The sequence below is a fragment of the Chromobacterium sp. ASV23 genome (genome assembly GCF_016428945.1).
GTDB classification, from domain to species: domain Bacteria; phylum Pseudomonadota; class Gammaproteobacteria; order Burkholderiales; family Chromobacteriaceae; genus Chromobacterium; species Chromobacterium sinusclupearum.
The window spans coordinates 1-12,391 of the sequence record NZ_JAELTR010000085.1; the positions used below are offsets into that span (position 1 = coordinate 1).

Annotated in this window: 11 protein-coding genes and 1 tRNA gene; 6 read left to right on the forward strand and 6 right to left on the reverse strand. The window is 63.4% G+C overall.

Annotated elements, in window-relative coordinates; translation table 11 throughout:
• From JHD59_RS20545 to JHD59_RS20565, 5 genes are all read right to left on the reverse strand, one after another.
• Positions 1 to 492: hypothetical protein (locus JHD59_RS20545; protein WP_199155606.1), on the reverse strand; the 492-nt coding region annotated here is incomplete at its 3' end.
• On the reverse strand, positions 489 to 1,277 hold the full coding sequence (locus JHD59_RS22915) for a methyl-accepting chemotaxis protein (RefSeq protein ID WP_233164431.1): 789 nt from the start codon (positions 1,275 to 1,277) through the stop codon (positions 489 to 491). The genes JHD59_RS22915 and JHD59_RS20545, both read right to left, overlap by 4 nt.
• A gap of 38 nt (positions 1,278 to 1,315) precedes the next feature.
• Positions 1,316 to 1,684, reverse strand: coding sequence for a response regulator (locus JHD59_RS20555; RefSeq protein ID WP_103318609.1), 369 nt, complete (start codon positions 1,682 to 1,684; stop codon positions 1,316 to 1,318).
• 25 nt (positions 1,685 to 1,709) lie between these two features.
• Positions 1,710 to 2,684 carry a chemotaxis protein CheX gene (locus JHD59_RS20560; protein WP_199155607.1) on the reverse strand — a complete coding sequence of 325 codons (975 nt, stop codon included), beginning with the start codon at positions 2,682 to 2,684 and terminating at the stop codon, positions 1,710 to 1,712.
• An 8-nt stretch (positions 2,685 to 2,692) separates the two neighbouring features.
• Complete coding sequence (locus JHD59_RS20565; RefSeq protein WP_199155608.1) at positions 2,693 to 5,062, reverse strand: Hpt domain-containing protein; 2,370 nt, start codon at positions 5,060 to 5,062, stop codon at positions 2,693 to 2,695.
• A gap of 458 nt (positions 5,063 to 5,520) precedes the next feature.
• On the opposite strand from JHD59_RS20565, the gene JHD59_RS20570 reads away from it, so the two are divergent.
• Positions 5,521 to 5,594, forward strand: a tRNA-Gly gene (locus tag JHD59_RS20570).
• Positions 5,595 to 5,652: 58 nt separating this feature from the next.
• Positions 5,653 to 7,803 (forward strand): AsmA family protein, encoded by a 2,151-nt coding sequence (locus JHD59_RS20575; RefSeq protein ID WP_199155610.1) that lies wholly within the window; start codon positions 5,653 to 5,655, stop codon positions 7,801 to 7,803.
• A gap of 81 nt (positions 7,804 to 7,884) precedes the next feature.
• Here the strand turns inward: JHD59_RS20575 and JHD59_RS20580 are convergent, their stop codons facing one another.
• The gene (locus JHD59_RS20580; RefSeq protein ID WP_199155612.1) at positions 7,885 to 9,855 is read right to left on the reverse strand and encodes a cation:proton antiporter; all 1,971 of its coding nucleotides are present in this window, start codon (positions 9,853 to 9,855) and stop codon (positions 7,885 to 7,887) included.
• Between the two features lie 121 nt (positions 9,856 to 9,976).
• Here JHD59_RS20580 and JHD59_RS20585 point away from each other — a divergent pair, with 121 nt between their 5' ends.
• The 4 genes from JHD59_RS20585 to lptA all read left to right on the forward strand — a co-directional run.
• A complete protein-coding gene (locus JHD59_RS20585; protein ID WP_103318620.1) occupies positions 9,977 to 10,957 on the forward strand; it encodes an SIS domain-containing protein in 981 nt (326 codons plus the stop codon).
• 43 nt (positions 10,958 to 11,000) lie between these two features.
• On the forward strand, positions 11,001 to 11,525 hold the full coding sequence (locus JHD59_RS20590) for an HAD family hydrolase (protein ID WP_199155613.1): 525 nt from the start codon (positions 11,001 to 11,003) through the stop codon (positions 11,523 to 11,525).
• Positions 11,522 to 12,091, forward strand: a complete 570-nt coding sequence (gene lptC / locus JHD59_RS20595) for an LPS export ABC transporter periplasmic protein LptC (RefSeq protein WP_199155615.1) — start codon at positions 11,522 to 11,524, stop codon at positions 12,089 to 12,091. Before JHD59_RS20590 ends, lptC begins: the two co-directional genes overlap by 4 nt.
• A partial coding sequence (lptA, locus tag JHD59_RS20600) for a lipopolysaccharide transport periplasmic protein LptA (RefSeq protein WP_199155616.1) occupies positions 12,081 to 12,391 on the forward strand: 311 nt, incomplete at its 3' end. The genes lptC and lptA, both read left to right, overlap by 11 nt.

Genomic DNA, 12,391 nt, shown 5'->3' on the forward strand with positions numbered 1-12,391 from the left:
CGACAGGGTCAGGCAGGTGGTCAGCCAAAAATGCGCGCCGCCGCCCATGTCCACCCGCCAGCTGCGGCGCAAGGCGCTGTTCAGCAATTCCAGATGCTGCAGGCTGCTGGCGCCCACCCCTAGCGGCGTGGACATGCCGACATGGCGGAAGACGGCGCACAGCGCACGGTTGACCGCGCCGCAAATCATATTGGCCAGCTCGCCGTGCGCGTCGCGCAGCGCGGCCGCCGTCAGCGGCGAACTACTGCGCACCCAGCGCGCCAGCCTGTCCTTCATCGCGGCATCGTCGGCAAACTGGAACAGCATGGCGAAACGGAAATGGTAGGAGGAGATATTCAGCAGCATCAGTTCGTCGCCGACGACATCCAATCGAGGCAGCTGCTCGCCCAGCGGCGACACCACGCAAGGGCCGTCCTCGCCGACGCCGCAGCCCTCGCGCAGCGCCTGCTCGCAAATCTTTTCCAGCGACTCCACCGCAACCGGGCTGATCATACCGTCTCCCCGCTTTCCAGCTTGGCCAGGATGCGCTCGCTGGAGGCCTTGAGGCCGAACACCGCGGTGCGGATCATATTGCCGCAGGCCTGCAGATCCTGGAAGGTGGTGGTGGTCACCAGGTCGTTGCGCTCCAGATTCTTCTTGTATTCGCCTGACAGGTCGGCGGCGTTGCTCGCCAACTGGCGCACGCCGTCGGCCACCACCGAGAAGCCGCGGCCGTATTCGCCGGCGCGCGCGGCCTCGATGGAGGCGTTCAGCGCCAGCATCACCACGTTTTTGACGATGGTGGAGAAGTCTTCGTTCTGTTCTTTCAGGCGGCGGTTATTGACCAGAATGGCCTGCATTTCCTCGTGCCAGCGCTCTATGGTCTGCACCAGCCCCAGCAGCAGCTCCACGTCGCCGGCCAGCGTCGCCTGCTCCTGGCGCATTTCGGCGCGCACGCTTTGCAGCGCCTGCAAGGCCTCGTCGCGGGATTCGCGCCGCGCCGATTCGCGCGCGGCTTCCGCCAGGTGCTGCGCCTCCGCTTCCAGTTGCGCCAACTGCGCCTTCATCTCATCCAGCTTGCGGCCATGCGCGGCCTCGGCCGCCTCCAGCTGCTGCTGGTAACGCTCCGCCACCCGCTCCGGAGGCTCCAACCGCTCCAGTTCGGCGATGCGGGCATCGCGCTCGCTCAGTTGCAAGCGATGGCGTCCGGCGGCGCGCCAAGCCAGCGCGCCAACCACGACCAATAGCGCCAGGCACAGGCCGGCGCAGACAAAGGCGATCATGCTTACTGCGTCCATCTCGTTCTTTCCGTACCGCGTTCGCGCGGCGGCGTGGCTCAGCCGGTCACCAGCTTCTTGAAGGTAGGCAACACGGCCGCGCCGTTGAACGGCTTGACGATCCAGCCCTTGACGCCGGCCGCCTTGCCGCGCTCCTTCATCGCCGGGCTGTTCTCGGTGGTGAGCATGATCACGTTGACCGCGGCGTTTTTCAGCTCGCTGCGGATTTTCTCGGCCATGGTCAGGCCGTCCATATTGGGCATGTTGACGTCACTGACCACCAGCTTGATGCCGGGATTGGCGCGCAACTTGTCCAGACCGTCCTTGCCGTCCACCGCGGTCACCACGGCGATGCCGTTGGCCTTCAGGAAATCCGCAACTTCATTGCGCACGGTGCTGGAGTCATCCACCATCAGAACTTGAGCCATTTCACTTCCTCTTTATCATTGGGTTTCAAAACAGTTCGAGCTCGCCGGATTCCACCAGCGATTCGACACTAGGCGTTTCCTGAAACTCGTCCGGAGACCAGCACAGGTTGAATACGAAGCGTTGCACCAGCGTGACCTCATGCCCGTCAGCGGCGTCGCGGTCGCGCAGCTGGTACTTGATGCACAGCTGCGGATCTTCCGAGCCGAAGGAGATATAACGCCGCTGGTGGTTGACGATGATGGGCACCTGGGTCAGCAGCGCCGGATGCTGCGCGCCATTGCCTGCGTAACGGTTCTTGAACGAGCCCCAGATCAGATTGGTGGCCTCGCCCAATGCGGCGTTGAGCTGGCGGAAATCGGGATCGGCATCACCCTCTGGCTCCAGCAGCGCCATCAGCGGCGACTCCTCCGCCTGCAGCATCATGTAGCCGCGGCACCAGCTGCTTTCGATGGCGATCAGCGTGAACATCTCGCCGTAAACCAGGCGGTCCTTCACCGCTAGGAACGGCGCCTGCACCGTCACTTCGCAGCGCGGAAACAGCAGCGCCAGCGCGTCGCGGCTCATCTCGGTGATGCCGCGCACCAGCGGGTTGGGATAGATGCGGCTGAAGATGGACGAAGCCAGCGCGTCGCTGAGAATATGCAGATCGTTCAGGGTATAGCCGCAGCAAAAACGCAGCGCGTCGCGTTCGGACAGGCCGGCCAGGCTGGGCGTCTGCTCGCGGCGCAGGAAAATCGGCAGTTCCGGCCGCGCGGCGTGGATCTGCCGCGCCAGCTCCAGCCCGGCCTTGCGGCCGCCGTAGTGTTCGAACAGCATGATGCCGCCCAAGTCCACATTGGAGCGCAAGATGGCCATCACGTTGTCCGCGCCGGCTTTTTGCGGCCGGATGCAGATCAGTTCATTGTCGCGGCAGAAGTGCCTCAGGCTGCCGGAATAGGTCTGGCCGTCGTCCAGCACCAGCATCTTGGTGTGCAGGCAGGTTTGCAGGGTATCGGTCATCGCTGCGCTCACACCGGATTCAGGGCGTTTTCAGCGGCAACGTGCGCCACATCGCTGATGGCCGCGCGCGGCTCCACCGCCACCGCCAGGCTGTCCGGCAACACCACCACCGTCTCGAAGCGGCGGAAGTCCATGCCGCGCTCGTTGTCGAGGAAACGCAGCTCTATTCTGCCCTGCTCGCGCTTGATGAAGGACTGCACGGCGTCCATGCCCACGCCGCGGCCGGACACGGCAGTCAGCTTGGCCGCGGTGGAGAAGCCGGGGCGGAAGATCAGTTGGGCGGTCTCTTCGTCGCTGAGCTCGGCGTCGGCGGCGATCAGCCCCTGCTGCAGCGCGCGTTCGCGGATGCGCCCCAGCGCCAGGCCGCGTCCGTCGTCCGCCAGCGCCAGCTCCAGGCGGCCGTCGGCCACACGCAAGTCGAGCACGATGGCGCCCTGGGGGCTCTTGCCCAGCGCCACGCGCTCGTCCGGGGCTTCCAGGCCGTGATCCAGCGCGTTGCGCATCAAGTGCATGAACACATTCTTCAGGGTGGCGGAGGCCTGGTTGCGCAGCACATAGCCGTTGTCGCGCACCCGCACCTGCGGCACGTCCTTGCCCAGCTCATACGCCAGCGAGGGCAGCGAATCCAGCACGCCGGCCAGGATTTCCGTTACCGGCTCCGTGCCCATGCGGCTCAGCACATGGCGCACGCTGTTGTGGACGGAAATCAGCTCGTGCAGATTGCCGGTGTTGACGGTTTCCAGGCGCTGCAGCATCTCGCGCACCTGGTCGCGGTCCACCAGCAGGAAATCGGCGCCGCCCACGCGGCCCGGCCCCTTGCGGCCCAGGCTCACCTCGTTGACGCGGGCGTAGTGCTCTACGCTGTCGCGCACCGCCTCCAGCTCGCGCAGCAGCTGGGTCTGGTCCCAGACGATTTCCGGCTTGGGCTGACGCAAAAGCTCGTAGCTCTGCTCAGCCTGGTGCACGATGTCGGTCAGTTGCGACAAGCCGTAGGTGCGGGCATTGCCCTTGATGGTGTGCAGATTGCGGAACAGCTGATTGATGGCCTCGCGGTCGCCGTTGGGATACTGGCGGATCAACTGCTCGGACTCGCCGATGAAGCGCACAGCGCCGGCAATGAAGTCGTGGAACTTGTCCTGGCTCACCGCCAGGATCTCGCCGATGATGGCCAGCTCGCGCTTCTGCTCGTTGGCCTCGGCGGCCAGGGCCTTCAGTTCCGTCACGTCGCGCACGCACAGCATCAGCCGCTCCACGCGGTCCTGCTCATCCACGATCACCGACCAGCTCAGATCCAGCACCTTGCCCTGGCGTTCCAGCTCGCCCACCAGCAAGTGGCGGTTGAATTCGAAATTCATGCTGTCCTCGCCCAGGCAGGAGGCGATGGCGGCCTCCACCTGCGACAGCGCGTCGGCGCCCAGCTTGCCGTCGGCGAACAGCACATCCATGATGTTGCGGCCGGCGATGTCGCCGTGTCCCAGGATGGATTCCAGATGGGCGGAGTACTCGTGATGCACCGCCATGCCGTCGACGATGGTGAGAATGCCTTGCGGGATGTTCTGCAGCATGGCCTGGATGTCGTTGCTCTTCTGCCGCACCAGGGCGCTGCTCTCCTCGATGCGCGCCACCATGCTGTTGAAGGCGACGATGGACTTGCCGATCTCGTCCTCGCGCTCCACCGGCACCCGGCGCGAAAAGTCCTGGCTGTCGGCGATCTCGCTCATGGTGTCCTGCATGTTGCGGATCGGCAGCACGATCTGGCGGTACAGCAGCCAGCCGAGCACACCCAGCGCCAGCAGCGTCGCCACCGTCACCAGCGTCAGCGTCATCGCGGCGCCGGACAGGTTGCGGTTCAGCGTCAGGATCGCCTCGTCCTTGTTGCGGGTTTTCTCCACCCGCAGCGTGGTGACGATCTGCTGCAGGTTGTCATGAAATTGCAGCACGCCGCCGGCGTAGGTGGCGTCGGCCAGGTCGCTCTGCCCGCCCTGCTTGAACTTGATGGTATCGTTGATGGCGCCGACGTAGTTGTCGTACACCTCCTGAGCCTGATCCGCCAAACCGCGCTGGGTGGGGCTGCTGGCCATGCTCTTCTGCAACGCCAGCTGCGACTGCAGCGCCTTCTCGCTGGCGGCCAGCTGCTCCTTGGCTTGGGACTGCAGATTGGCGTCGGAAGCTTGCAGGAAAGTCATCATGCCCAGCTGCACATCCTTCAGCGACGAGAGCAGGTCGGCCGAAGCCAGCGCGCTGGGCACCTCTCCCTCGGTCACCGATTTGACGGCCGCGGCATTGGCATGCGATTTCCATACCGCATAGCCGCCGACGGCGAGGATGGACAAGAAGCTGACCGATACCAGCAAGAGAATCCTATTACGTATATTCATGGCCTGCCCAACGCAAAAGATTGTCAATGTTTAAAAAGTCTGTTTTGTAATAATGGTCTGGGCTATTTTTTCAAACCACGATGACAGCGTTATGACAACAATCCATCACATTCAGGTCATGATTGGTAAGTCAACGCTTAAATGTTAACGTCATTTCCGCCCATTCTTTATCATTCAAAAAAATCATGCGACGACCCGGCCGAACTAGCCCAGCGCAGCGGTTTATCGCAGGCCGCGCCGCGCCCGCCGCGTCGACATCCCGCGGCAACGCTGGCAGCGGATGCGCCAAGGACGCAGCCACCCCGCATAAACAAGCAAGTTAATCTTACAGATCAATCGCTTAGAATCCAGCAAGCGCAGACCTGGGCAAAAACCGCGTCCACGAAGCGCTTTGCTGCGCCGCAAAACCTTGCCAACCCCACTGAAACCCGCTAAATTCGGGTGCTCTAGCGAAGCGCGCGGGTGTAGCTCAATGGTAGAGCAGAAGCTTCCCAAGCTTACGACGAGGGTTCGATTCCCTTCACCCGCTCCAGCGCCCTCCCATTCCTCAAGACCAATCCCGCATGCATAGCCTATCCGAGCGAAATCAGATGAAATGGAACTCAGGCCGGCTGTGGCTAAGAATCTCGACCTACTGTCTGCTGGCCGTGGTGTCCGCGCTGGTGCTGATCCGCGCCCTGATCTACTGGCAGTTCGACGAAGCCGCGGTGCGCGGCAACCTGACCCACGCGCTGCAAGACAGCGGCCGCACCGTGCGCATTGAAGGCCGCATCACCCCGAATGTGTTTCCCTCCCCCGGACTCGATATCGAGCGCGTCAGCATCAGCGAAGCCGGCAAGCCCGACGTCTTAGCCCGCGTGGAAATGCTGCGCGTGTCGCTGGCCTGGATGCCGCTGTTGCTGGGCAACCGCGAAATCAAGGGAGTCGAGTTGTACGGCCCCAGCGCCAGCATCAGCCGAGGCCTGGATGGGCAGTTGAACATCGCCGACCTGTTTCAGCGCCATAACCAGAACGGCTACAGCTTCAAACTGGACCAATTGCACATCCGCGAAGGCACGCTGTTGCTGTCCGACCAGATGACGCATACCGACAAGCGCTTCTCCAGCATCAGCCTGGATGCCGATGGCCTGCGCAGCACCGCGAAGGTTAGCGCCGGCGCCGTGCTGGATGACGACAAGCGCCCGGTGCGGCTGGCGCTGAACACCCCGCTGACCATCCAAGACGACCAAGTCAGCCTGCCGGAACTGGACGCCGTGGCCATCAGCAACATCCAGGGGCTGGGCGAAACCAAACTCGGCATCGCCGGCTCTTACAAATTCAATTTCGCCTCGCTGCAGGCCACCGGCAACGACGTCACGGTCAGCTTCAACAGCGACCGCCCGACCAGCGAAGTCAAGCTGACGCTGCCGCAGGTCAACGCCAGCCTGCATGAGCTGACCATGCCATCCGGCAGCCTCAGCGCCAAACTGAGCTACGCCCGCAGCGAATACCAGCTGCAAGCTGCGCTGGACAATCTGAAGCTGAGCGAAGGCGGGCTGTACGCCGACAAGCTGAACGGCGAGTTCAATTGGCTGGCCGGCTCCACCAAGGTCAACGTCAAACTGAACGCGCCGCTGTCGCTGGCCGGGCTGAGCCAGCTGCGCATGCAGCCCCTGAAGCTGACCAGCACCATCACCACGCCGGCCCTGCCGCGCGGCCAACTGGTGGCCAGCATGGACGGCATGCTGGACGGCGATATCGACGAACCGCGCTTCAACCTGCGGGTCGGCGGCAAGCTGGACGGCTCCGATGTGTCCGCCACGCTCAGCCAGTACGGCCTGATCCGGCCGCGGCACGAGGCCATGCTGTCCATCGGCAAGCTGGACCTGAACCGCTACCTGCCGGAAACCCAGGGCGATCCGGTGGCCATCTTCCAGAACACCAACGAGATCCCGCTGGACTGGCTGGATTTCTTCGACCTGAACGGCAAGATCGCCATCGGCGAGCTGGAAATGGGCCGCTTCCGCATCAACCACATCAGCAGCAATGTGCGCATCAATCCGCGCGCCTTCGAACTGGACCAGATGTCGGCCGACATCTACGACGGCCGGCTGCAGGGCGATGCCTCGCTGAGCCGGCGCGACGTGCCGCATCTGGCGGTGAAGCAAACGCTGCAGGGCATGAAGATCCGCCCGCTGCTGGTGGACTTGTTCAACTTTGGCCGGCTGGACGGCAAGGGCAATGGCCAGATCGACATCAGCGCCGACGGCAAATCCTTCGCCGAGCTGCGCAACACCCTCAGCGGCGACGCCGCCTTCAGCCTGAACAACGGCGCGCTGACCGGCATCGACCTGGTGGCGGCATTGAAGAATCTGCCGGCGGAGTTAAAGGAATGGAACAGCGCGGCGCAGAACGACCAGAAGACCACCTTCTCCACCCTGTCCACCAGCTTCAAGCTGGACAAGGGCGTGGCGCGCAGCCAGGACCTGAAACTCGCCTCGCAGCTGGTCAACGTCAATGGCGGCGGCAAGATCGACTTGAAACAAAACATTGTCGACTACGCGATGGATGTGCAGGCTAATCCGATGGAGTTCGCCCGGCTGAAGGGCGTCAACGTGCCCTTGAAGATCACCGGACCGATCAACGCGCCAGTCTACGCGCTGGACTTCAACGCTCTGGTCAAGGGCAAGAAGACGGAAGGCGAAAAGCAGCAGGCGCTGAAGCAGCAACTGCAGAAGCAGATCACCACCATTCTGCCGTAAACAGCGCAGCCTGCGCGCAAGACAAAGCCCCGTAACATACGGGGCTTTTTTTGTTGAATGGATGCCGCACGCGGCAGCGACTCACTCGCCCTGCAGAATCCGCGACTCCGCCAACGCCAGTTGCTCAGGCGTGCCCAGCAAAACCAGGATATCGTCGGCCTGCAGTTCAAAGCTGTCATCGAAATCGGTGCGCCGCGTCCGCTGGCGCCGCACCGCCTTCACCTCGACCCCGGCATCCTCCAGCCGCAGCGCGCCCAGCGGCTGGCCGATGGCGAAAGCGCCGCCGCACACTTGCACGCTGAGTAAGCGCGGCACCATCGCCTCCTCCAGGCTCTCCACCTCGTCGCTGGCGCCGCGGAAGAAGCCGCGGAACAGATCATAGCGTTCCTCGCGCACCGCGCGGATGCGCCGCAACACACGGCTGGGCGGCACGCCGGCTTCCAGCAGAGCCTGCGAAGCGAGCATCAGACTGCCCTCCATCACCTCGGCCACCACCTCGTCCGCGCCAGCCTGGCGCAGCACATCCATTTCGCTGTCATCCACGGTGCGCACAATGACCGGCAACTCCGGCCGCACCTCGCGCACCGCGTGCAGAATGCGCAAGGCGGCGTGGGTATCGGCAAACGTCACCACCACCACCTTGGCCCGCATCAGGCCGGCGGCGATCAACACCTCTTTCTTGCCGGCATCGCCAAAGACTACTTGGTCGCCCGCCTCGCCGGCTTCGCGCACCCGCTCCGGGTCCATGTCCAGCGCGAACATATTGATGTTCTCGGCCTCCAGCAACCGGGCCAGCGCCTGGCCGCTGCGTCCGTAGCCGCAGATCAGCACGTGCTCGTTCTTGCTCATGCTGGCCACAAGCATCTGATGCAGGTCCAGCGACTGCAGCATCCAGTCCTGCTTGATCAGGCGGCGGGTGATGCGTTCGCCATGCATGATGAGGAAGGGCGCAATCAGCATGGAGATCAGGATGGCCGCGATCGCCGCCTGGGCCGCCGGAATCGGCACCAGCTTCAAGTTCATGGCCAAGGCCAGCAGCACGAAACCGAATTCGCCGCCCTGCGCCAAGGCCAGCGCGGCGCGCATCGCATCGTTGGAGCGGTGGCCGAACAAACGCCCAAGGCCGAACACCACGGCGATCTTCAACGGCAGCAGCAGCACCAGCAATAGCAGCACCACGCCCAGGTGATCGAACAGAATGGGCAGTTCCAGCCGCATGCCCACGGTGATGAAGAAGAAGCCAAGCAGGATGTCGCGGAACGGCTTGATATCCTCTTCCACCTGGTAGCGGTATTCCGTTTCCGAAATCAGCATGCCGGCCACAAAAGCGCCCAGCGCCAGGCTGAGGCCGGACAGCTCGGTCAGCCACGCCACGCCCAGCGTCACCAGCAGCACATTGATCATGAACAGCTCGCCGGAACGCTGCCGCGCCACCAGATGAAACCACGGCCGCACCAGCCGCTGGCCGAAAAACAGCAACAGCGCCAGCACCACCACGATCTTGCCGCCGGCCTTGGCCAGGTCCAGCCACATCGTGTCGCTGCCGCCGGCGAAGGCCGGCAGCAGGATCAGCAGCGGCACCACTGCGATATCCTGAAACAGGAGCACCCCTATCGCCAGCTGGCCATGCGGCTGGTTCAATTCCAGTCTTTCGGCCAGCAGCTTGCTGACGATGGCGGTGGACGACATCGCCAAGGCGCCGCCCGTCGCCAAGCCGATCAAGGGGCTGCCGGTGATCCAGCCTATCGCCAGCGCCACCAGCAGCATGGTGACGGCCACCTGGGCCAGGCCGACGCCGAATACCAGCTGACGCATCGCCTTCAACTTGGGTAGCGAAAACTCCAGGCCTATCGTGAACATCATGAAGACGATGCCGATCTCGCCGAGAAAGGCGGTTTCCTCGCCCTCGGGAATCAGTTTCATCACGCCGGGACCGGCGAGAAAGCCCACCACCAGATAGCCGAGCATCGCCGGCACCCTCAGGCTGCGGCACAAGGTCACCACCAACACGGCGGCCAACAAAACAAGAACGATGGGGGCCATGGAATGCATCGGCGGCGGGGTCTCCGGGGGTGGTGGCAGGGGAAGGAAGCGACGAAAAACGACGCGCCCAAGCAAAAGTTGCACCAGCGCGCGCGTCAATCGATTATAACCTTTGATATACTTTTGCCTTATGGAAAAAATACAAGACACCCGCCGCCTGGAAATGGCGCGCGAAGTCCTGCAAACCGAGGCTGCGGCGCTGAACACGCTGGCCGAGCGTCTGAACGGCGACTTTCTGGCCGCCGTTGAAATCATTCTTGCCGGCAAAGGCCGCGTGATCGTCACCGGCATGGGCAAGTCCGGCCATGTGGCGCGCAAGATCGCCGCCACGCTGGCCAGCACCGGCACGCCGGCCTTCTTCGTCCATCCCGCCGAAGCCGCCCACGGCGACCTGGGCATGATCACCGGCGACGATGTGGTCATCGCGCTGTCCAATTCCGGCGAGTCCGCCGAAGTGGTGTCGCTGCTGCCGGCGCTCAAGCTGAAGGGCAGCAAGCTGATCGCCATCACCGGACGCGCCGAATCGTCTCTGTCCCAGGCCGCGGACATCCTGCTGCATACCCATGTGGAAAGGGAAGCCTGCCCGCTGAACCTGGCGCCCACCACCAGCACCACGGTGCAGGTGGCGCTGGGCGATGCGCTGGCGGTGACGCTGATGGAGGTGCGCGGTTTCGGCCAGAGCGACTTCGCGCTGTCCCATCCGGGCGGCAGCCTGGGCCGCCGCCTGCTGGTGCATGTGCGCGACCTGATGCACGGCGGCGATGATCTGCCGCGCGTCGCGCCGGGCACCCTGTTGAAGGACGCGCTGTTGGAGATGTCGCAGAAGCGCCTCGGCATGATCACCATCTGCGCTGCGGACAACACGCTGCTCGGCATCTACACCGACGGCGACCTGCGCCGCACGCTGGAAAAAGCCGCCGACGTCTACCGTCTGAAAATAGACGAAGTGATGAGCGCCAACCCGCGCACCATTCATCAGGACAAGCTGGCGGCCGAAGCCGGCTTCGTGATGAAGGAAAAACAGATCACCAGCCTGGCCGTGGTCGATAATGCCGGCAAGCTGGCGGGCGTGCTGCACATGCACGATCTGCTGCGCGCCGGAGTATTCTGATTCCGCCGCTCGCCCCATGGCGGACGGCTTACAGGACATAAGTATGCGTATGATTGCCGAGCAGGCCCGCAAGGTGAAACTGCTGATCATGGATGTGGATGGCGTCATGACCGACGGCCACATCTATTACAACGCCCAGGGCGAAGAGAGCAAATCGTTCTATGTGCAGGATGGATTAGGCCTGCGCCTGCTCAGCCGCACCGGCGTGCAACTGGCCATCATTTCCGGCCGCGCCGACCGCTGCGTGGAACACCGCGCCCGCGCGCTGAAGATCGACCACTACTACGGCGGCGTGCACGACAAGAAAGTCGCGCTGGCTGACCTGCTGCGGAAAACCGGCTTCCGCGCCGAGGAATGCGCCTTCATCGGCGACGACCTGATCGACCTGCCCATCCTGACTCGCGTCGGGCTGGCGGTGGCCGTGCCGGAAGCGCCGCCGCAGGTACGCCAGCACTGCCATTACGTCACCGGCAACCCCGGCGGCCATGGCGCGGTGCGCGAGCTGGTGGAGCTGATCATGCAGGCGCAAGGCACCTTCGACGCCATTGTCGAGGAATACCTGGCATGATGCGCCTGTTGCGTTCCCACCGCTTGTTCCCGGTGCTGCTGATCGGCCTGACCGCCATGCTGACGCTGTGGCTGGACCAAGTTTCGCGCTGGGACACCCGTCATCGCGAGCTGGACCCGGACAAGCCGGAATATGTGGCGGAGGATCTGATCGCCACCCGCTACGACGAACACGGCAAAATGCTGGACAAGCTGATCGCCAGCCGCATGTGGCAGTACCCCGGCAAGCCTGAGGCATTTTTCGAGAAGCCGGACCTGTATCAATACGATGCGGGCGTGCTGCAGTACCATGTGATCGGCGAGACCGGCCGCTACAACAACAAGAACCAGCAGGCTTTCTTCGACAAAAAAGTCCTTTTGATCAAACCCGCAGACAGCAAGCAGCCGGAAACCCGGCTGCAGAGCAGCTCGATGTTCGTGGACACCGGCAAGCGCTACGCCAGTTCCCAATCGCCGTCCGTGATCACCCAGGGCAACTCGGTGGCCCACTCCATCGGCTTCACCTACCAAGAGCCGCTGGGTCTGCTCAATCTGCTGTCCACAACCAAGATCATCTATGCCAAATAAGACCCGAATCCTGCTGGCCGGCATGTTGCTGGCCGCTTCCGCTTTGGTCCAGGCCGAACAGGCCGACCGCGACAAACCGATCGAAATCACCAGCGACAACGGCTGCACCATGGACCAGATCAAGGGCATCTCGATCTGCAACGGCAATGTGGTGGTGATCCAGGGCACGCTGCGGCTGAATTCCGACCAACTGACCGTCACCCAGGACAAACAAGGCAACCAGACCATGCACGCCACCGGCCGCATCGTCACCTTCCGCCAGAAAATGGACCGCGACGGCGGCTGGGTCGAGGGCCAAAG